Raw genomic sequence first — 19,143 nt, 5'->3', positions numbered from 1 at the left:
GGTACTGCAGGGGGGACCCTGTGGGAGAGTAGGACACCGCCGAACAATCATTGTGGGAAAGCCCCGCACCTTATGGTGCGGGGCTTTCCTGCGTTTAGGGTCAGGGTATGCGCTATGACCTTGTCATCTTCGACAACGACGGAGTGCTCGTCGACAGCGAGCCGGTCTCCAACACCATCCTCGCCGGGTATCTGACCGAACTCGGGCACCCCACCTCGTACGAAGACTCCCTCCGTGACTACATGGGAGCCGCCGTGCACCGGATTCACGATCTTGTGCGTGAGCGGACCGGGCAGCGGTTGCCCGAGGACTTCGACGAGACCCTGCATGCTCGCGTCTTCGCCGCCTTCGAGCGGGAGTTGGAGGCAGTGGACGGCGTGACCGACGTGCTGGAGAAGCTGGTTGCGGACGGTGTTCCGTACTGCGTCGCCTCGTCCGGGAGTCATGAGCGGATCAGGGTCGGGCATCGGAAGACCGGGCTGGATCAGTGGTTCCGCGACGGCAACGTCTTCAGCGCGCAGGATGTGGGGCGGGGCAAGCCGGCGCCGGATCTGTTTCTGTATGCCGCTGAGCGCATGGGGATAGCTCCCGAACGGTGCGTTGTGGTGGAGGACAGTCGCCTTGGGGTCACGGCCGGTCTGGCCGCGGGGATGGATGTGTACGCGTTCACCGCGATGACGGCGGCCGAGAAGCTCCCAGGCGCCAAAGGGTACTTCGGTGCGATGTCGGAATTGCCCGCACTGCTCGCGTGATTGCTCGATTGCTTGATTGCCTGCGTGATCGATCTACCCAGGGGTAGGTGCGCGGCCTACGCTGTGCGGCCATGACGGATGCGCGGTTGACGGATGCGCGGTTGCGGCACGGGCGGGCCTCCCTGGCGTTGAGCTTCTTCGCGCAGGGAGTGGCCTTCGCGCTGCTCGTGACGCGCATCCCCGCCATTCAGGACCGGTACGGGATATCCGACGGGCTGCTGCCCGCCTTTCTGGCGGCGGTGCCGATCCTCGCCGGCGTGGGGAGTGTGCTCACCGAGCGCGTGGTGAGGCGGGTTCCGCCCAGTGTCGTACTCAGGTGGGCTCAGCCGGTGGTGATGCTGGCCCTGCTCGGCGTCGCGGCCGGCGACGAGCTGTGGCAGGTGGGCCTGGCGCTCGGTGTGTTCGGGCTGTCCGTGGGTGCGCTGGACGCGTCCATGAACATGCTCGGGGTCAGTCTCCAGCGGGCGTACGGGCGCAGCATCATGCTCGGGTTCCACGCCTCGTACAGCCTCGGCGGGATCGTGGGTGCGTCGCTCGCGTGGGCGGGGGCGCACTGGGAGCTGTCGCTGGTCGTGTCGTATCTGCCGGTGGTCCTCGTGCTGGTGCCGGCGGCGCTGGTGGGAAGCCGGTGGTACGCGGACCAGGGACGCGCACCGGAGACCAAGGCGGAGGCCAAGGCGGATGCGGGAGTTGGCGGGTCGGTCGCTTTTCGGGTGCTGTTGCCGTTCTGCCTGGTGATGACCTTCGCGTACATCGGCGACTCCACCGTCTCCAATTGGAGCGCGAAGTATCTCCAGGACGTGCTGGGCAGCTCGGAGGAGGTCGCGACCGTCCCGTACAACGCCTACATGGTGACGACGCTGCTCGGGCGGGCGGTCGGGGATCTGGGCGTGCGGCGGTTCGGGGCCGTGGCGGTGGTGCGGTGCGGGACGGTGCTGGCGGCGGCCGGGTTCGCGGTGGTGGCGGTGGCGCCGGGGGCCTGGGTGGGGATCGCCGGGTTCACGCTGCTCGGGTTCGGGCTGTGTGTGATCGTGCCGCAGACGTTTGCGGCGGCGGGGCGCCGGGCCGTCGAGAGCGGTGGGCCGGGGGCGAGCGACGCGGCCATCGCGCGGCTGAATGTCTTCAACTACGTGGGTTTTCTTGTCGGTTCGCCATTGGTCGGAGCGCTCGGCGATACGTGGAGCTATCGGTGGGCGATGATCGTCCCGATGGTGTTGGTGCTGGTGACATTGCGGTATGCCCGGTCGTTCGGCACGGATCCGGCCGGATACGGTGGCGTGCATGAGCGGCCGCGGGTTGTTGATGTGGGACGAGGCGGTAACGAAGTATGACTTCGGGGACAGCCATCCGATGGATCCGGTGCGGCTTGCGCTGACCATGGGGTTGGTGCGGGCGTACGGGCTGGATCGCGCCGTTGACGTGGTGGCCGCGAAGCCGGCCGGCGCCTCGACGCTGCGGCTCGTGCACCGCGAGGACTATGTGGCGGCGGTACGGGCGGCGTCCGCGGATCCGAGCGCGGCGGATCAGTCGTACGGGCTGGGGACGATGGACGACCCTGCCTTCGCGGGGATGCATGAGGCGTCGGCGCTGATCGCCGGGCAGTCGGTGGGTGCTGCGGAGGCGGTGTGGCGGGGAGAGGCCACGCACGCGGTGAACTTCGCCGGCGGGCTGCATCATGCGATGCCGGGTGCGGCGTCCGGGTTCTGCATCTACAACGACGCGTCGCTGGCGATCGCGAGGCTGCTGGAGCTGGGCGCGGAGCGGGTCGCGTACGTGGACGTGGACGTCCATCACGGGGACGGCGTCCAGACGACGTTCTGGGACGATCCACGGGTGCTGACGATCTCGCTGCACGAGCATCCGCGGATGCTGTTTCCCGGGACGGGGTGGCCGGAGGAGACGGGTGGAGCCGGCCCGGGTGAGGGCTCGGCCGTGAATGTGGCGCTGCCGGCGGGGACGGGGGACGAGGGGTGGCTGCGGGCGTTCCACTCGGTGGTGCCGGAGCTGCTGGCGGACTTCCGGCCGCAGGTGCTTGTGACGCAGCACGGCGCGGATACGCACTTCGAGGATCCGCTGGCGCATCTGGCGGTGTCGCTGGACGCGCAGCGGATGGTGCAGGACGCCTGTCACGACCTGGCGCACTCGTGTGTGGAGGACGGGCGGTGGGTGGCCCTGGGCGGCGGGGGATACGCGGTGGTCGATGTGGTGCCGCGGTCGTGGACGCACCTGGTGGGGATCGCCGGGCATGCGCCGGTGGACCCGGAGTCGGTGATTCCGTCGTCGTGGCGGGATGAGGTGTACGCGCTGACGCGGCAGTTGGCGCCGGGGCGGATGACGGACGGGCGTACGCCGCAGTGGCGGGAGTGGGATGCCGGGTACGACCCGGCGGACCGGCTGGACCAGGCCGTGCTGGCGACGAGGCGGGCAGTGTTTCCGCTGCGGGGACTGTTGGCGTAGGCGGGCTGGGCGGCAGTTTCGCGCCGCGAGCAGTAGCGGTCGCGGAGGGCGCCCGGAAGGACGGTGTGGCGGCCCAGCGACACGTCGGCCCGCCTCCGCGGAGCGAGCGGATGGTGGCGTTACGCCAACTGTGCGGTCCGAGCGGCCTTTTGGCACGGGGAGGACCCGGATGCGGCAGCATCGGCCGGGTGCTGAGTACCGGAGCATTGCGGGCGCATCTACTCGCCGCGCGGTTGGCTGGGAATGTGGCCACTTCGCGGGAGGAGAGTCTGCGCAGTTATCGGCTCTTCGCCGCCCGGGATCCGCGGGTCACCCTCGGGCTCGATCCCGAATACGACTGGCGCGAGCACGACTTGATCGCGCTCATGGCCGACAAGTGCGGAGTTTCGGACGATCCTGATCACGTTGCCGGGCCCGATGTCATTGATCCGGAGCGGACCTTGAGCGGGCTCGTCGCGTTCGCCGAGCGGCTCGGTGAGGTGGCCGCGCGGCGCGGAACCGTGCTGTTCGGGACCGGGCATCCGCATCGCCTGCTCGGGTTCTACGCCGGGCTGGCAGACGCTTTGTCGGCGGCGGGGTGTCCCGTACTCACACCCGCGCAGGGGCGATGTGTCGACATAACGACCCGGTTCGGCGTACGCACGTACAACCTTCACTACGTACGAGGAGTCGCGCTGGTGCGGGAAGCCGGCGCACGGGGTCCCGCCAGTGAGACCGGCGCACACACCCATTCACCCCTGCCGGTTCGGGCCGCACTGGAGGGCCTTGTGGAGGCCGGCGGGCCGCTGCCCGACCTTGTGGTCGGTGACCACGGCTGGGTCTGCGGGGCAGGTCAGCTGGGGATTGAGGCCATCGGGCTTGCCGACACCGACGATCCGGCCCTGTTCGTGGGCGAGGCCGAGGGCTGTGTATCCGTCGCCGTTCCGCTTGATGACGCTGTGCGGTCCGATTACTACCGACCGCTGACGCGCTATGTACTCAATCGAGCGTGTCTGTCACAGTAGGCGGCCGATGGCTGCTCCTCTTCCCCACTCGTATCACCCGCCCCTAGTCTGGGGAGTGAGCGCGCAGCGACGAAGAGTCACCGGAGGGGAAGCCGGTGTGCGTCATGTGCGGAAGGTACAGGTGGGTCATGGCTGCTGGCAGCGAGAGGCCTCTCAACGAGGTCAAGTTCCTTACCGTGGCGGAAGTCGCCTCGGTGATGAGGGTGTCGAAGATGACCGTGTACCGGTTGGTGCACAGTGGTCATCTGCCGGCGATCCGGGTGGGGAGGTCCTTCCGGGTTCCCGAGCAAGCGGTTCACGAATACCTCCGCGAATCCTTTGTGGGGGTCGAATCCGCGTAGCCGGAGACGAGCGGCTGCCCTCGGATTACAGGCTCGGAGCTCTGGCGGGTAGGCTAGGCCGACGTAGGTCGTGTGGGCCCAGACGCCCCGCACCGAGTGAAGAGAAGTGAGCGAGGGTAGTCGTGGGCTCTGTTATCAAGAAGCGGCGCAAGCGGATGGCTAAGAAGAAGCACCGCAAGCTGCTCAAGCGCACCCGCGTTCAGCGTCGTAACAAGAAGTAAACGGCAGCTGTACGTGTCAGCGCGGCCCTTCCACCGGCACGGTGGGAGGGCCGCGGTGCGTTGTCCAGCCAGGTATTCGACTGTGTTGGCAAAAGAGCGACGCGTGGTCATCACAGCGCAACACCGAACCGCTACGGTGACGCCTAGGACGACTAAGGAAGGCGCTGATCTTGGGGAAGGTCGTGCTCGTCACCGGAGTGGCCCGGCAGCTCGGTGGCCGTCTCGTACGGCGCATCCAGCGGGATCCCGAGGTGGACCGGGTGATCGGCGTCGACGCTGTGGGGCCCGAGCATCATCTGGGCGGGGCCGACTTCGTCCGCGCGGACATCCGCCAGCCCGCGATAGCGCGGGTGCTGGCCGAGCATGGCGTCGACACCGTCGTGCACATGGATGTCACCGGTACGCCACTGGGCTCCGGCGGCCGTACGACGGTCAAGGAGACCAATGTCATCGGCACCATGCAGCTGCTCGGCGCCTGCCAGAAGTCGCCGACCGTCAAGCGGCTGGTGATCAAGTCCAGTACGAGCGTGTACGGCTCCGCGCCGCGTGATCCTGCGGTCTTCACCGAGACCACGCCGCCCAAGTCCCTGCCGAGCGGCGGGTTCGCGAAGGACGCCGTCGAGGTCGAGGGATATGTACGGGGCTTCGCCCGGCGCAGGCCCGATGTCGCCGTGTGCGTGCTGCGCTTCGCGAACATCCTCGGACCGTGCGCGGACTCCCCGCTTGCCGAGTACTTCTCGCTGCCGGTCATGCCGACCGTCTTCGGCTACGACCCGCGGCTGCAGTTCGTGCACGAGGACGATGTGATCGATGTGCTGCGGATCGCGCTGCACGAGCCGCGTCGCGGCACGCTCAACAGCGGCACGTTCAATGTCGCGGGCGACGGCGTCCTGCTGCTCTCACAGTGCTCGCGACGGCTCGGGCGGCCCACGCTGCCAGTGCTGCTGCCCGCGGTCACCTGGGTCGGCTCCGCGCTGCGTACGGTCGGCGTCACGGACTTCTCGCCCGAGCAGATCCGGCTGCTGACGCACGGCAGGGTGGTGAGCACCACGCAGATGCGCGAGACTCTGGGCTTCAACCCGAAGTACACGACCGCGGGGACGTTCGCGGACTTCGCGCGCAGCCGGGGGCCGGGGCTGCTGCCTCCGGAGGTCCTCGCGAAGGCCGTGGACCGGGTGGCGGCGACACTGCCGGCCGGGGCGGCCTCGGCCGGTGGGGACTCTGTCCTGACCACCCCGGCTCAGACGACTCAGAGCGACGCCTAATAAGGAGCGCAGCCAACGATGGCGGACGCCAAGGTCATTCCGTTCGACGACGACCGCTCGCGCGGCAGCGGCGCGCAGCGCTCGGCGCGGCGGCGCCCTGCCGGGGCCGTCGCCCGCCGCAAGGGCGAGTCCGCGCTGGTGCGGGAGGCGCCGGTCAGCCCGCTGCCGGGGCAGCCGCCGGTGATGAAGGCGGCCGAGATGCCCGGCCAGGGCCACGAGCCGGGAGCCACCGGGCCGGCGGCCGACGGGCCTGTGGTTGGCGGCGGCAGCTGGGACCAGCGGATCGCGGGAGGTCTGGCGTTTCTGCGCCGGCGGCTCACCGGTGACTACGAGGTCGACGAGTTCGGTTACGACAAGGAGCTCACCGACCAGGTCCTGATGTCGATGGTCCGGCCGCTGTACGAGAAGTACTTCCGGGTCGAAGTGAAGGGCATCGAGAACATCCCGTCCGACGGTGGTGCTCTGGTGGTGGCCAACCACTCGGGCACGCTGCCGCTGGACGGCCTGATGATGCAGGTCGCCGTCCATGACAACCATCCGGCGGGCCGTCATCTGCGGCTGCTCGCGGCGGATCTGGTCTTCATGCTGCCGGTGGTCAACGAACTGGCCCGCAAGGCCGGGCACACGCTGGCGTGTTCGGAGGACGCGGAACGGCTGCTGCAGCGCGGCGAGGTTGTCGGCGTGATGCCGGAGGGCTTCAAGGGCATCGGAAAGCCGTTCAGCGACCGGTACAAGCTACAGCGGTTCGGGCGCGGCGGGTTCGTGTCGACGGCGCTGCGGGCGGGTGCGCCGATTGTGCCCTGCTCGATCGTCGGGGCGGAGGAGATCTACCCGATGATCGGCAACGCGAAGACGCTGGCGCGGCTGCTGGGATTCCCGTACTTCCCGATCACGCCGACGTTTCCGTGGCTGGGGCCGTTGGGGGCGGTGCCGCTGCCGACGAAGTGGACGATTCAGTTCGGGGAGCCGATTCCGACGGACGGGTATCCGCCGGAGGCGGCGGAGGATCCGATGCTGATGTTCAATCTGACGGATCAGGTGCGGGAGCAGATTCAGCACACGCTGTACAAGTTGCTGGTGCAGCGCAGGTCTGTCTTCTTCTGACTTCTTCTGAGTGATGTGAACGGCGAGGGGCCGGATACGCATGATGCGTATCCGGCCCCTCGCTGGTGACGGATGTTCTACCGGTCGTCCTCCGCGTCGAAGCCCAGGCCCGGCAGGATCCCCGGCAGCAGCGGTGGGATCGTCACGTCCGGCTGCGTCTGGGTGGAGCCCGAGGGGGACGGTGACGCGCCGTTCGCCGGGGGCGGGAGCAGGCCTCCCGTGTTGCCGCCGAGCAGGCCTTCGTCCGCCGTGCCCGAGCCGGACGGGCGGGGTGCGCCCGCGTCTCCCGGCTGCGCGTCGCCCGTGCCCGGTGCCGACGGGGTCGTACGGCCGCCGGGGCTCGACGGGTGGCCGGAGTTCTGGCCCGAGGAGCCGGGGTGCTGGGAGCCGCGGCCCTGTTCCGGCGTGCGGGGGAGCAGGGACTCGAGCGGGCCGACCTCTTGGTCTATGGCGTCGAAGACGTCGTTCACCTCGTCGCCGACGTCGGTCAGCTGTGCCGGGAGCCGGTCCCGCAGCCCGTTCCAGGTGTCGCGGTGGGAACGGGAGAAGGAGTTCAGCGTCTGGATCGGGCCGAGTGAGCCGTCCCGCTCGTACGCCTGGTGGAGCAGGCGGTGGCCCTCGGTGGCGTCGTGCCGCATGCCGGTGAGCGCGCGGCGCACCTCGCCGAGCGACTCGTGGTCCAAGTCGCCTGCCCTGCCTCGCTCCATGAGGCGGCGGGCCTCACTGAGGCGGGTGGAGGCCTGGTTGAGGTAGAGCTCGCCCCGGGCGGAGTCGTCGTCCGCCATGCCGAGCCGGAGATCCTCCATGCCGCGCTTCAGCCCGTACAGCGAGTCGCCGGGGAGAGCGTCGGAGCTGGCGGCGGCCACGCCGCTGAAGGCGCCCGCGGCGACGCCGACGGTCAGACCGCCGGCCGCAAGTCCCTTCGACCAGCGGGAGCGCGGTCGCAACTTCCTTAGCGGAGAGGCTCGATGGCGGCCGGTCCGCTGCTCGGGCACCGCAGGGCCCGAGGACGCTCCGCCGGAGGCCGTGCCTTCCTGCAGCATGGCCTCCATGGCAGCCACGAGCTGCGCTCGCTGCACCACTTTGACCTCTGGGTCCAGGTCCGGTCTCGGCAGTCCGCCGAGACCGTCCGCCAGAGCCAACAGCCGTCCGTGCTCGGCCGGTTCGACCGATTCCTCTGGCTGCGCGGCCGCCTGGTCTTCCAAGGCCCGGGCGAAGGCGTTCGCCCGCCGGTGGGCCGAAACGTTCGCGATCACTGGCGGCACCTCCTCTCGTCATGACGATCGACTCCCCTGGGGGTCCGGAAGGTTGCACGCCTTGAGCACATCCACACGATTGAGTGAGTGGCTGTGGGCATGGCGTGACCACAGGGAGCCTGCATCCCGCACAACGAGCGTCGCGGCACTTGGGTTACGCGCGAAAGATGATCGGACCAGTGCGTCATCGTGGCGTCACCGATTGTGAGTTGGGGTCGGTCAGCGGGCGTCGTCCGGCAGGAGCCGGGCCAGGGTTCGTACGGCACGGTACTGGAGGGTTTTGATCGCGCCCTCGTTCTTTCCCATCACCCGGGCGGTCTCGGCGACCGACAGGCCCTGCAGGAAGCGCAGCGTCACGCATTCCTGCTGCTGAGGGTTGAGTTTCCGGACGGCTTCGAGCAGTGAGGCGTTCGAAAGGGACTCCAGGACGGAGTCCTCGGGGCTGCGCTCGACCTCGTTGGCGTCGAGCATCTCGCCGGTGGTCACTTCCAGCCGGAAGCGGCTGGACTTGAAGTGGTCGGCCACCAGATTGCGGGCGATCGTGACCAGCCAGGCGCCGAAGTCGCGGCCCTGCCAGGTGAAGGTGGAGATACGGCGCAGGGCGCGCAGGAAGGTCTCGCTGGTGAGGTCCTCCGCCGTCGCCTTTCCGCCCACGCGGTAGTAGATGTAGCGATAGACGGTGTCGCTGTACTGGTCGTAGAGACGGCCGAATGCTTCGGCCTCGCCCGCCTGGGCGCGCTCGACCAGCTCCATCATGCGGGCGCTGTCGCTGTCGGCACTGGGCCGGCGGGCGGTGGTCGAGGCGCCGGAGCCGCCCCGGCCGCCCCGTCTCCCGACTGCCGCGCGACCGTCGGCCAGGGCGTAGCAGGGGGCGGCGGGGCCGCTGACGGCAAGGCGGGGCATGGCGAATGCGGGGCCGGCGTACGCGGTGGGGACGAAACCGCGCAAGTGGTCGAGGACCGTTGCGCGGAGCGTAGCCAGGCCCGAGGCGTCAACCCCGACGTGTGGGTACACGGGACTCCCAGAGGCAGAGCTTCCATCACGTGCAGTGCGGGACTGTTCACCCGTCGTGGCGACTGGTGGGTTCCCTTGTGCGTCTGAGGAGAATAACGCTTCGTACAGGCAGTGCTACACCCAGTTGCTCAAATCATCGTTTCCGTCGCTTCTGTTACGTCTGGATGACGAATCAAGTCGCACATGGTGAACGGTAGTTGATCGAATTGCTTCGCGATATGACTCATCAGGGGGTGCGTTGCGATGCGTTACGCGCGGTCGGGAGCGTCCCTGGAGGTCGGAGGAGCCGGAGACGGCGCGTGTAACCAGTGGGTGAGGCCCGGGCGTGTCAGCGCCGGCGGCGGTGCAGGGCGACCGCTGCGGCGGTGCCGCCCGCGATGGCGCCGACTCCGGCCGCGGCAGGGATGCCGACCTTGGCCGCCTTGCGGCCGGTGCGGTAGTCGCGCAGCCGCCATTCCCGGGCGCGCGCGTGCTTGCGCAGCTTGGTGTCCGGGTTGATCGCGTACGGATGTCCGACCAGCGACAGCATCGGGATGTCGTTGTGCGAATCGCTGTACGCCGCGCAGCGGGACAGGTCCAGGCCCTCGGCGACGGCCAGTGCGCGGACGGCCTCGGCCTTGGCCGGGCCGTGCAGCGGCTCGCCGACGAGCTTGCCGGTGTAGACGCCCTCCACGGACTCGGCGACGGTGCCGAGCGCGCCGGTCAGCCCCAGGCGGCGGGCGATGATCGTCGCGGTCTCCACAGGGGCCGCGGTCACCAGCCAGACCTTCTGGCCCGCGTCCAGGTGGGCCTGGGCGAGCGCGCGGGTGCCGGGCCAGATGCGGTCGGCCATGTACTCGTCGTAGATCTCCTCGCCGATGCTCATCAGCTCGGAGACGCGGTGGCCCTTGACGATGGACAGCGCGGACTCGCGTACGTCCTGCATATGTTCCGGGTCCTCGACGCCGGCCAGCCGGAACCAGGTCTGCTGCCAGGCGAACCTCGCCAGTTCGCGGCGCTGGAAGAACTTCCGCTTGTACAGGCCGCGGCCGAAGTGGAAGATCGCGGCGCCCTGCATCACGGTGTTGTCGAGGTCGAAGAACGCGGCGGCACGGTCGTCGCCGGGCACCGGGAAGTCCGCCTCCGTGGTCCCGTCCTGGGCATGCAGATCCGGCGCGCCGACCGACTCGTACTGCTGTGACGTCTTGCGCGCTGCCTCGGCTGCTGCCTCGCCTGCGAGCACGCTCCGCGCGGTGGCGGAGCGCCTACGGGGGGTGAGCCATCCCAGTGCGGCCATGTCGTGAGCATAGCCAGTCCGTTCGGAACTTCCCGACACGCCGGGATGCCATGGCGTGAACTCTCCGCGACCGCTCTGTTAAACGCGCGATCCGGTGTACGGCGGGGACGGGAAGCGCGGCGCGGCGTGGGCGGAGAATGGCGGTATGAGTCCACTGTTGCGGCGTACGAAGAAGAAGGCCGGCGAGCGGGTGGTGACGCTGATCGGGAAACCGGGGTGCCACCTGTGCGACGACGCGCGGGCCGTGGTGGAGGAGGTGTGCGCCGAGACGGGCGCGTCCTGGGAGGAGAAGGACATCACGCAGGACGAGGCTCTGCACCGTGCCTACTGGGAGCAGATTCCGGTGGTTCTCGTCGACGGCGAGCAGCACACGTTCTGGCGGGTGGACCCGGGGCGGCTGCGTCGCGAGTTGTCGGCGTGACCTGGGGTGACTCACGGGGTGGTCGCACGGCTCTACCCGGACGCGATGCGGACAGGGCAGAGTAGACGGTCTCGGGGGAGATGCATGAGGAGTGTGTACCGTTTTGCCCTCATCGGGTCTTCAACGGGCCGACCATGTCCGTAGTTCCAGGATCACGCGTTCCAAATGCGTGACCCCGGTCACTTTGCTCGGACAAAACGGACACCATCTTTGTGCACGCGTTCACAAAGACATAGCCTGCATTCGACGGGGCGGTCTTGGAACACACGGCCGCCTGCAGCCTCGCTCATCCCGCAGGAGCACCGTGGCAACTGGCCGAAATCACCGACCGGCGACCCGTAGCCGAGGAATCCCCGAGGCCACCGTCGCCCGGCTTCCGCTGTACCTGCGCGCACTCACCGCGCTGTCCGAGCGGTCCGTACCCACGGTCTCCTCCGAGGAACTCGCGGCCGCGGCCGGGGTCAACTCCGCGAAGCTGCGCAAGGACTTCTCGTACCTCGGTTCCTACGGAACCCGCGGCGTTGGCTACGACGTGGAGTACCTCGTCTACCAGATCTCGCGCGAGCTCGGCCTCACGCAGGACTGGCCGGTCGTCATCGTCGGCATCGGTAACCTCGGCGCCGCGCTCGCCAACTACGGCGGATTCGCGTCCCGCGGCTTCCGGGTCGCCGCGCTGATCGACGCGGACCCGACGATGGCCGGGAAGCCGGTCGCCGGGATTCCCGTGCAGCACACGGACGAGCTCGAGAAGATCATCAGCGACAACGGGGTCTCGATCGGTGTGATCTCGACGCCCGCGGGCGCGGCCCAGCAGGTGTGCGAGCGGCTGATCGCGGCCGGCGTCACGTCCATTCTGAACTTCGCCCCCACCGTCCTGTCCGTGCCGGACGGCGTCGACGTGCGCAAGGTCGACCTCTCGATCGAGCTGCAGATCCTCGCCTTCCACGAGCAGCGGAAGGCCGGCGAGGAGGCCGAGGCAGCGGCAGGCCGGAAAGGGCCCGACGGGGACATGCCCGCGGTGATGCCGGCATGAGCCTTCTGGTCGTCGGTCTGAGCCATCGCAGCGCGCCGGTGAGCGTGCTGGAGCGGGCCTCGCTGTCCTCGGACACGCAGATCAAGCTGCTCCAGGACACGCTCGCCGCGGAGCCCGCGACGGAGGCGGCGGTGCTGGCCACGTGCAACCGCATCGAGCTGTACGCGGACGTGGACAAGTTCCACGCGGGTGTGGCCGAGCTGTCCACGCTGCTGGCCCAGCACAGCGGGGTCGGCCTCGAGGAGCTCACTCCCTATCTGTACGTGCACTACGAGGACCGGGCCGTCCACCACCTCTTCTCGGTGGCCTGCGGTCTCGACTCGATGGTCGTCGGAGAGGGCCAGATCCTCGGTCAGATCAAGGACGCGCTCGCTCTCGGGCAGGAACTGCACACCGCGGGCCGGCTGATCAACGACCTGTTCCAGCAGGCCCTGCGGGTCGGCAAGCGCGCCCACAGCGAGACCGGGATCGACCGGGCCGGGCAGTCGCTCGTGACCTTCGGCCTGGAGCAGCTCGCGGACGGCACGGACATCGAGGACTGGGCGGCGGACAAGCGGGTCCTGGTGATCGGCGCCGGTTCGATGTCCTCGCTCGCGGCGACGACGCTGGCACGGCTCGGCGTACGGGAACTGGTGATCGCGAACCGGACGCTGGAACGCGCGGAACGGCTGGCTGCGGCGCTGTCGGAGCCGGGCGGAGTGCTGGCGCGGGCCGTGCGCATGGGCGCGGTCGCCGACGAACTGACACGTGCCGATGCGGTGGTGTCGTGCACGGGAGCGACCGGTCTCGTCCTGACGGCCGAGTCCGTGGCGGCGGCCCTCGCTGAACACGTCCCGGGTGGCCCCGAGGCCCCCGCCGACCTCCGGGCGCCGGACGGCAGCGTGGTGGCACGCCTTGCCGCGGCCGCCGCGAGGGACGGCCGCGTGCTGGACCGGTCCGCGTCGACCACTTCGGCCGACGCGCCCGCCGCCGGTTTCGCCGACACCGGTGTGAGTGGCACCGGTACGGGTGAGGCCGCCGGCGCGGCCGCCGAAGGCGCCTGTCCCGTCGGGCTCGACGAGCAGCACGTCGACAACCTCGCGCAGCACGGCGCATGGGTCGACAACGCGTCCCGGACCATCCGCAAGCCGGCGGCCGCGCGCGTCGCGCGAAGCGGAAACGTACGGCTCGGGCTCCTCGATCTCGCCATGCCGCGGGACATCGACGGCGGCGTGCACCGGCTTGCCGGCGTGCGGCTCGTGGACATCGAGTCGCTCGCCGAGGCCTCCGCCGACGCGCCCATGGCCGCCGATGTCGATCAGGTGCGGCGCATAGTGTCCGACGAGGTCGCCGCGTTCGGGGCCGCTCAGCGGGCCGCGCACATCACGCCGACCGTCGTCGCGCTGCGCACCATGGCCGCCGATGTGGTCGCCGGAGAGATCGCCCGGCTCGAAGGGCGGCTGACCGGGCTCGACGAGAAGCAGCGCGCCGAGATCAACCAGACCGTGCGCAGGGTCGTCGACAAGCTGCTGCACGCGCCGACCGTGCGGGTCAAGCAGCTGGCCAGCGAGCCCGGCGGCGCCGGGTACGCCGATGCGCTGCGGACGCTTTTCGATCTCGACCCGGAGACGGTCGCCTCCGTCAGCCGGGCCGAAGTGAACGACCCGAATCGAGGGCGAGTATGACCGACAGACCACTGAGGCTGGGGACCAGGCGCAGCAAGCTCGCCATGGCCCAGTCCGGGCAAGTGGCTCAGGCGGTGCGCCAGTTGACAGGCCGGGCCGTCGAGCTCGTCGAGATCACCACGTACGGCGACACATCCCGTGAGCATCTCGCGCAGATCGGCGGTACGGGAGTCTTCGTCACCGCGCTGCGCGAGGCCATCCTCCTCGGAAACGTGGACTTCGCCGTTCATTCGCTGAAGGACCTGCCCACCGGACAGCCCGACGAACTCACGCTCGCGGCCGTGCCGCGGCGCGAGGACCCGCGGGACGCACTGGTGGCGCGCGACGGGCTGACCCTCGACCGGCTGCCGCACGGCTCCCGCGTCGGCACCGGATCGCCGCGCAGGATGGCCCAGCTGAACGCGTACGCACGTGCGCACGGGCTGAACATAGAGACCGTTCCGATCCGCGGGAATGTTGATACGCGGATCGGATACGTACGCAGCGGCCAGCTGGACGCGGTAGTTCTCGCCGCCGCCGGGCTGAGCCGTATAGGCAGGATCATCGAGGTCACCGACTTCCTGTCGGTCGACTTCGTCCTGCCGGCCCCCGGCCAGGGGGCACTGGCGATCGAGTGTGCCGCGGACAACGCAGACCTCGCCGCCGTTCTCGCCGAGCTCGACGACCCGTACACCCGGGCCGCCGTGACCGCCGAGCGTTCCCTGCTCGCCGCCCTGGAGGCCGGCTGCTCCGCACCTGTTGGTGCGTTGGCCGACCTGCTGGCCGACGGGCAGGTTGTCACCGAAATGCGCCTGCGCGGCGTCGTCGGCACCACCGACGGCTCGACGCTGGTGCAGCTGTCCACCACCGGTCCCGTACCCACGTCGCACGGCGACGCCATCGCGCTCGGTCGCGAACTCGCGTCCGAGATGCTCGCCAAGGGTGCGGCCGGTCTTATGGGGGAGCGAGCACTTTGAGCCCCACCGCCAATGCCACGTCGACGTTCTCGGCACACGGGCACGTCACTTTCCTCGGCGCCGGTCCCGGCGACCCCGGACTGCTGACACTGCGCGCCGTCGAGGCACTCGCGGGAGCTGACGTACTGATCGCCGAGCCAGAGGTGCTCGACGTCGTACGCAGCCACGCGCGGGCGAGCGTAAGCACGCCTGAACTGACGGTTGTTGACGATGCGTCAACAGCCGCCGGGATCCCCGTCCTCAGGGACGCGGCCAATCTTGTCATGGAGGCCGCGCGCGGCGGCAAGCGGGTCGTCCGTGCGGTGACCGGCGATCCCGGCCTGGACACCGACGCAGGTCAGGAGATGCTCGCCTGCGCAGCGGCGGGCATTCCGTTCGAGGTCGTGCCCGGTGTCGCCACCGCGATCGGCGTGCCCGCGTACGCCGGTGTCCCGCTGCGCGACTCGCAGGGCACGGACGTCCGCTTCGTCGACGCCCGTACCGCGAGCGAGCGGTGCTGGACCGAGGTCGGCGCGAGCGACTGCACGGTCGTCGTCTCGACGACGCTGGACTCCGTCGCCGCGGCCGCGGGCGAGCTCGTGGCCGCCGGCCGCAAGCCGGACACCCCGCTGACCGTCACCGTCGCCGGCACCACCACCCGGCAGCGGACCTGGACCGCGACGCTCGGCACGATCGCCCAGACCTTCAAGCAGGGCAAGGTACTGCCGTCGCCGGAGGGTCATCGGCCGGTCATAGCCGTGGTCGGGGAGCGCAGTTCCGCCGCTCAGCGCGACCAGCTCGCGTGGTTCGAGTCCAAGCCGCTGTTCGGCTGGAAGGTGCTCGTGCCGCGGACCAAGGAGCAGGCGGCGTCGCTCTCCGACCAACTGCGCAGCTATGGCGCCGTGCCGCACGAGGTGCCGACGATCGCCGTCGAACCGCCGCGGACGCCGCAGCAGATGGAACGCGCGGTCAAGGGTCTGGTGACCGGCCGCTACGAGTGGATCGCCTTCACCAGCGTCAACGCGGTGAAGGCGGTGCGGGAGAAGTTCGAGGAGTACGGGCTCGACGCGCGGGCCTTCGCGGGCATCAAGGTCGCGGCGGTCGGCGAGCAGACCGCCCGTGCGCTCGTCGAGTTCGGTGTGAAGCCGGACCTGGTGCCGAGCGGTGAGCAGTCGGCCGCGGGTCTCCTTGAAGACTGGCCGCCGTACGACCCGGTCTTCGACCCGATCGACCGCGTCTTCCTGCCGCGGGCCGACATCGCGACCGAGACGCTGGTCGCGGGTCTGATCGAGCTCGGGTGGGAGGTCGACGACGTCACCGCGTACCGGACGGTGCGGGCGTCGCCGCCGCCGGCGGACACGCGTGAGGCGATCAAGGGCGGTGGCTTTGACGCTGTCCTGTTCACGTCGTCGTCGACGGTGCGGAACCTGGTCGGGATCGCGGGCAAGCCGCACAACGTGACGGTGATCGCCTGTATCGGTCCCGCGACGGCGAAGACCGCGGAGGAGCACGGGCTGCGGGTGGACGTGCTGTCGCCGGAGCCGTCGGTGCACAAGCTCGCTGAGGCGCTCGCGGAATTCGGGGAGCAGAGGCGGGCGGCGGCGGTGGAGGCCGGCGAGCATGTGACGCGGCCGAGCGAGCGTCGGCCGGGGGGTCGGCGGAGGCGTACGACGTAGCGGTGCGGTGCGGGGGCGGGGGCTTGGGGCGGTTTGGTTTCCCCTCCCCGCCCCTTCCCGAAACTGGGGGCTGTGCCCCCAGGCCCCTTCCGGGGGTAGCCGGCTTGGCTCCGGATCGGGAGCGTGGGCCGACGGGCTGTCGGTAATTGGGGCCGGCGGACCGGCGTAGCGTGGCACGCATGACTGCGTATGGATCCTTTCCCGGTACGCGGCCCCGGCGGCTGCGGACCACCCCCGCCATGCGGCGCATGGTTGCCGAGACCCGGCTGCATCCCGCCGATCTGATCCTGCCCGCCTTTGTGCGCGAGGGGATCAGCGAGCCGGTGCCGATCTCCGCGATGCCCGGCGTCGTGCAGCACACCCGCGACACCCTCCGGAAGGCCGCCGTGGAGGCAGTTGAGGCCGGAGTCTCCGGGATCATGCTCTTCGGTGTGCCGGAGGACGCGAAGAAGGATGCCGTCGGGTCCGCGGGTCTGGACCCGGACGGGATTTTGCAGGTCGCGCTGCGGGACGTCCGGGCCGAGGTCGGGGACGAGCTCGTGATCATGTCGGACGTGTGCCTCGACGAGTACACCGACCACGGGCACTGCGGCGTACTGGACGAGCACGGCCGCGTGGACAACGACGCGACGCTCGAGCGGTACGCCGAGATGGCGCAGGTCCAGGCCGACGCCGGTGCCCATGTCGTCGGGCCCAGCGGCATGATGGACGGTCAGGTCGGCGTCATCCGCGACGCGCTCGACACCATCGGCAAGGAGGACGTGTCGATCCTGGCCTACACGGCCAAGTACTCCTCCGCCTTCTACGGCCCCTTCCGCGAGGCCGTCGGTTCCTCCCTCGAGGGCGACCGCAAGACCTACCAGCAGGACTCGGCCAACACCCGTGAGTCGCTGCGCGAGTTGGCGCTCGACCTCGAAGAGGGCGCGGACATGGTGATGGTCAAGCCCGCGGGGCCGTATCTCGACGTGCTGGCGAAGTTCGCCGAATCCGTGGACGTGCCGGTCGCCGCGTACCAGATCAGCGGCGAGTACGCGATGGTCGAGGCCGCGGCCGAGAAGGGCTGGATCGACCGGGACAAGGCGATCGCCGAGTCGCTGCTGGGCATCAAGCGCGCGGGCGCGAGCATGATCCTCACCTACTGGGCGACCGAGGTGGCACAGGGGCTCGGCGCAGGTCGCTGACGAAGAAGCATTCCGGACGGCCCGGTGCGCACTCGCGCACCGGGCCGTCCGGCGTACTTGTCACGCGACGGCGTAGTCCCCGAGCGCCGGTTCGAGCATGTCGAAGGCTCGGGCAGCCTCGTCACCGACGGCCTGGGCGATGTCGTCGTTGGTACGGCCCGCGAGGGTGAGCTCCTGTATACGCCGGAACAGCACCCGGTGCATCGCGCCGAGCAGGGCCGCGGCCGTACGCGGAGTGATGTCCGCGCTGGACGAACCCGTGGCCTCGGCCAGAGCGTCGGTGAGAGCCTCCTCGCGCCGGTCGTGCAGGCTGCGCAGACACACCGACAGAGTGGGGCTGTCGTCGATCATGCGGGAGAAGTCCGGGCCGGCGAATCCCGCGACCGGGTCCTGCGCCGCGACGGCCGCCTCGAACGCGCGGCGCAGCGCCGTGAGCGCGGACTCTCCGGCGGGCCGGGCCGCCACGATGTTCGCCAGGCTGCCGACGAACGCCTCCTGGTGGTCCAGCGCCATGTCTTCCTTGCGCGGGAAGTAGTTGGTCACCGTCTTCTTGGCCACGCGCGCGGCGTCGGCGATCTCCGCGATGGTCGTCTCCTCGAAGCCCTGAGCCATGAAGAGCCTGGTCGCCTGGTCGGAGATCAGTTGCCGGGTCTCGCGCTTCTTGGCCTCCCGCAGCCCGGTCGCCGGCTCGGCGGACTTGGGGTCGTTCGTGCCGACTGGACTGCTCGTCTCGTTACCCATGAGGGAATCTTACATCGGTGGCAAATTTATGTTGACACCCCGGGTGCGCTGGAGCTAAGTTTACGTCCGTTGTAAGTTTCGCTCTCTCGAAGGGACGCTTCGAATGCAGCATGTCGACATCGCCAAGGCCCTCGCCGACCAGGCCGAGACCGGCAGTCGCGCCGCTCGCCGGGGCTCAGGGCGACGGCAGTCCGCGCAGATCCCGCCCGCCCGCTTCCGGAACAGCAACGTCCGCGCACGCAACCTCCCGCGGCGCAGCTCGTACTGACCGCCGCCGAGATCTCCGCCCCCGTCAACTCCCCTTTGCGTGAAGGAGCCTGCTATGCAGATCACCACTTCCACCGTCTCGCTCACCGTCGACGATGTGGCCGCTTCCCAGGCCTTCTTCACGACTCACCTCGGCTACCAGGAGCAGGCCGCCGCCGACGGCTTCGCCTCCCTCACCCGGCCCGACGCCGCGGTGGACATCGTCCTGCTGCAGCGCGGCATTGAGGTCCTGCCCGCCGATCAGCGCGACGTGCACGCAGGAGGTCTGATCCTCGCCTTCACCCTCACGGGGCTGGAGGCCGAGGAGAAGCGGCTGCGTGGCGAGGGCGTCGAGATCACCATGCCGCTGCGCGAGGAGCCGTGGGGCGAACGCCTCTTCCAGATCACCGACCCCAACGGGCTGATCGTCCAGTTCGTCGAATGGGTCACGCCCGCCGACGCTCCGGGAGAGCAGATGTGAGGGCCGCGCACAGCGCCGATCGGTGTACGTGGCGCGGGCGTGAGCCGGGAGTCCCGGCTCACGCCCGCGTGACCA

At 69.6% G+C, this 19,143-nt stretch carries 20 protein-coding genes; 16 read left to right on the top strand and 4 right to left on the bottom strand.

The annotated features are described in order from the left end of the window. The first annotated feature begins 107 nt into the window (after positions 1-107). The 8 genes from ACH4YL_RS39025 (at position 108) to ACH4YL_RS38990 (ending at position 7,144) form a co-directional block, all read left to right on the top strand. Positions 108-752 carry an HAD family hydrolase gene (locus ACH4YL_RS39025; protein ID WP_398512279.1) on the top strand — a complete coding sequence of 215 codons (645 nt, stop codon included), beginning with the start codon at positions 108-110 and terminating at the stop codon, positions 750-752. Positions 753-823: 71 nt separating this feature from the next. After that, the gene (locus tag ACH4YL_RS39020; protein WP_398512278.1) at positions 824-2,083 is read left to right on the top strand and encodes an MFS transporter; all 1,260 of its coding nucleotides are present in this window, start codon (positions 824-826) and stop codon (positions 2,081-2,083) included. Next, a complete protein-coding gene (locus ACH4YL_RS39015) occupies positions 2,034-3,209 on the top strand; it encodes an acetoin utilization protein AcuC (protein WP_398512277.1) in 1,176 nt (391 codons plus the stop codon). Before ACH4YL_RS39020 ends, ACH4YL_RS39015 begins: the two co-directional genes overlap by 50 nt. A gap of 188 nt (positions 3,210-3,397) precedes the next feature. After that, positions 3,398-4,213 carry a phosphatase gene (locus ACH4YL_RS39010; RefSeq protein WP_398512276.1) on the top strand — a complete coding sequence of 272 codons (816 nt, stop codon included), beginning with the start codon at positions 3,398-3,400 and terminating at the stop codon, positions 4,211-4,213. 128 nt (positions 4,214-4,341) lie between these two features. Continuing rightward, positions 4,342-4,554: a helix-turn-helix domain-containing protein gene (locus ACH4YL_RS39005; RefSeq protein WP_014046653.1), complete on the top strand. Its 213-nt coding sequence runs from the start codon at positions 4,342-4,344 to the stop codon at positions 4,552-4,554. Between the two features lie 122 nt (positions 4,555-4,676). Then, on the top strand, positions 4,677-4,775 hold the full coding sequence (locus ACH4YL_RS39000; RefSeq protein WP_003948845.1) for a 30S ribosomal protein bS22: 99 nt from the start codon (positions 4,677-4,679) through the stop codon (positions 4,773-4,775). 170 nt (positions 4,776-4,945) lie between these two features. Continuing rightward, entirely contained in the window at positions 4,946-6,040 is a 1,095-nt protein-coding gene (locus tag ACH4YL_RS38995; protein WP_398512275.1) for an NAD-dependent epimerase/dehydratase family protein, read from the top strand. A gap of 18 nt (positions 6,041-6,058) precedes the next feature. Beyond that, entirely contained in the window at positions 6,059-7,144 is a 1,086-nt protein-coding gene (locus ACH4YL_RS38990; protein ID WP_398512274.1) for a lysophospholipid acyltransferase family protein, read from the top strand. 77 nt (positions 7,145-7,221) lie between these two features. On the opposite strand, the gene ACH4YL_RS38985 is transcribed toward ACH4YL_RS38990, so the two are convergent. From ACH4YL_RS38985 to ACH4YL_RS38975, 3 genes are all read right to left on the bottom strand, one after another. Next, positions 7,222-8,400: a DUF5667 domain-containing protein gene (locus ACH4YL_RS38985; protein WP_398512273.1), complete on the bottom strand. Its 1,179-nt coding sequence runs from the start codon at positions 8,398-8,400 to the stop codon at positions 7,222-7,224. Between the two features lie 219 nt (positions 8,401-8,619). Beyond that, positions 8,620-9,414 (bottom strand): ECF subfamily RNA polymerase sigma factor, BldN family, encoded by a 795-nt coding sequence (locus ACH4YL_RS38980; RefSeq protein WP_398512272.1) that lies wholly within the window; start codon positions 9,412-9,414, stop codon positions 8,620-8,622. A 328-nt stretch (positions 9,415-9,742) separates the two neighbouring features. Then, positions 9,743-10,690, bottom strand: a complete 948-nt coding sequence (locus tag ACH4YL_RS38975) for an HAD family hydrolase (protein WP_398512271.1) — start codon at positions 10,688-10,690, stop codon at positions 9,743-9,745. A 145-nt stretch (positions 10,691-10,835) separates the two neighbouring features. Here ACH4YL_RS38975 and ACH4YL_RS38970 point away from each other — a divergent pair, with 145 nt between their 5' ends. The 6 genes from ACH4YL_RS38970 to hemB all read left to right on the top strand — a co-directional run bounded on the left by ACH4YL_RS38970 (position 10,836) and on the right by hemB (position 17,600). Next, positions 10,836-11,111: a glutaredoxin family protein gene (locus ACH4YL_RS38970; protein ID WP_398512270.1), complete on the top strand. Its 276-nt coding sequence runs from the start codon at positions 10,836-10,838 to the stop codon at positions 11,109-11,111. 304 nt (positions 11,112-11,415) lie between these two features. Then, positions 11,416-12,144, top strand: coding sequence for a redox-sensing transcriptional repressor Rex (locus ACH4YL_RS38965; RefSeq protein ID WP_142214354.1), 729 nt, complete (start codon positions 11,416-11,418; stop codon positions 12,142-12,144). Then, the gene (locus ACH4YL_RS38960; protein ID WP_398512269.1) at positions 12,141-13,808 is read left to right on the top strand and encodes a glutamyl-tRNA reductase; all 1,668 of its coding nucleotides are present in this window, start codon (positions 12,141-12,143) and stop codon (positions 13,806-13,808) included. Before ACH4YL_RS38965 ends, ACH4YL_RS38960 begins: the two co-directional genes overlap by 4 nt. Continuing rightward, a complete protein-coding gene (gene hemC / locus ACH4YL_RS38955) occupies positions 13,805-14,764 on the top strand; it encodes a hydroxymethylbilane synthase (protein ID WP_398512268.1) in 960 nt (319 codons plus the stop codon). Before ACH4YL_RS38960 ends, hemC begins: the two co-directional genes overlap by 4 nt. Further along, positions 14,761-16,419, top strand: a complete 1,659-nt coding sequence (locus ACH4YL_RS38950) for a uroporphyrinogen-III synthase (RefSeq protein WP_398512267.1) — start codon at positions 14,761-14,763, stop codon at positions 16,417-16,419. Before hemC ends, ACH4YL_RS38950 begins: the two co-directional genes overlap by 4 nt. Positions 16,420-16,598: 179 nt before the next feature. Continuing rightward, positions 16,599-17,600 (top strand): porphobilinogen synthase, encoded by a 1,002-nt coding sequence (gene hemB / locus ACH4YL_RS38945; protein ID WP_398512266.1) that lies wholly within the window; start codon positions 16,599-16,601, stop codon positions 17,598-17,600. A gap of 60 nt (positions 17,601-17,660) precedes the next feature. Here the strand turns inward: hemB and ACH4YL_RS38940 are convergent, their stop codons facing one another. Further along, entirely contained in the window at positions 17,661-18,341 is a 681-nt protein-coding gene (locus ACH4YL_RS38940) for a TetR/AcrR family transcriptional regulator (protein ID WP_398512265.1), read from the bottom strand. Between the two features lie 103 nt (positions 18,342-18,444). Between ACH4YL_RS38940 and ACH4YL_RS38935 the strand changes: the two genes are divergently transcribed. Next, entirely contained in the window at positions 18,445-18,609 is a 165-nt protein-coding gene (locus tag ACH4YL_RS38935; protein WP_398512264.1) for a hypothetical protein, read from the top strand. 54 nt (positions 18,610-18,663) lie between these two features. Continuing rightward, positions 18,664-19,068 carry a VOC family protein gene (locus ACH4YL_RS38930; protein ID WP_398512263.1) on the top strand — a complete coding sequence of 135 codons (405 nt, stop codon included), beginning with the start codon at positions 18,664-18,666 and terminating at the stop codon, positions 19,066-19,068. The last annotated feature ends 75 nt before the right edge of the window (positions 19,069-19,143 follow it).

Origin of the sequence: Streptomyces sp. NPDC020681 (assembly GCF_044334895.1) — a bacterium.
Classification (GTDB): domain Bacteria; phylum Actinomycetota; class Actinomycetes; order Streptomycetales; family Streptomycetaceae; genus Streptomyces.
Note: the sequence above shows the minus strand (reverse complement) of the source record. Positions and strands in the feature narration are given on the sequence as shown.

Coding starts and splice junctions, on each gene's coding strand:
- hemC (WP_398512268.1), top strand. CDS start 13,805: ATGACCGACAGACCACTGAGGCTGGGGACCAGGCGCAGCAAGCTCGCC.
- ACH4YL_RS39020 (WP_398512278.1), top strand. CDS start 824: ATGACGGATGCGCGGTTGACGGATGCGCGGTTGCGGCACGGGCGGGCC.
- ACH4YL_RS38935 (WP_398512264.1), top strand. CDS start 18,445: ATGCAGCATGTCGACATCGCCAAGGCCCTCGCCGACCAGGCCGAGACC.
- ACH4YL_RS38930 (WP_398512263.1), top strand. CDS start 18,664: ATGCAGATCACCACTTCCACCGTCTCGCTCACCGTCGACGATGTGGCC.
- ACH4YL_RS39005 (WP_014046653.1), top strand. CDS start 4,342: ATGGCTGCTGGCAGCGAGAGGCCTCTCAACGAGGTCAAGTTCCTTACC.
- ACH4YL_RS38970 (WP_398512270.1), top strand. CDS start 10,836: ATGAGTCCACTGTTGCGGCGTACGAAGAAGAAGGCCGGCGAGCGGGTG.
- ACH4YL_RS39015 (WP_398512277.1), top strand. CDS start 2,034: ATGAGCGGCCGCGGGTTGTTGATGTGGGACGAGGCGGTAACGAAGTAT.
- ACH4YL_RS39025 (WP_398512279.1), top strand. CDS start 108: ATGCGCTATGACCTTGTCATCTTCGACAACGACGGAGTGCTCGTCGAC.
- ACH4YL_RS38975 (WP_398512271.1), bottom strand. CDS start 10,690: ATGGCCGCACTGGGATGGCTCACCCCCCGTAGGCGCTCCGCCACCGCG.
- ACH4YL_RS38960 (WP_398512269.1), top strand. CDS start 12,141: ATGAGCCTTCTGGTCGTCGGTCTGAGCCATCGCAGCGCGCCGGTGAGC.
- hemB (WP_398512266.1), top strand. CDS start 16,599: ATGACTGCGTATGGATCCTTTCCCGGTACGCGGCCCCGGCGGCTGCGG.
- ACH4YL_RS38940 (WP_398512265.1), bottom strand. CDS start 18,341: ATGGGTAACGAGACGAGCAGTCCAGTCGGCACGAACGACCCCAAGTCC.
- ACH4YL_RS38990 (WP_398512274.1), top strand. CDS start 6,059: ATGGCGGACGCCAAGGTCATTCCGTTCGACGACGACCGCTCGCGCGGC.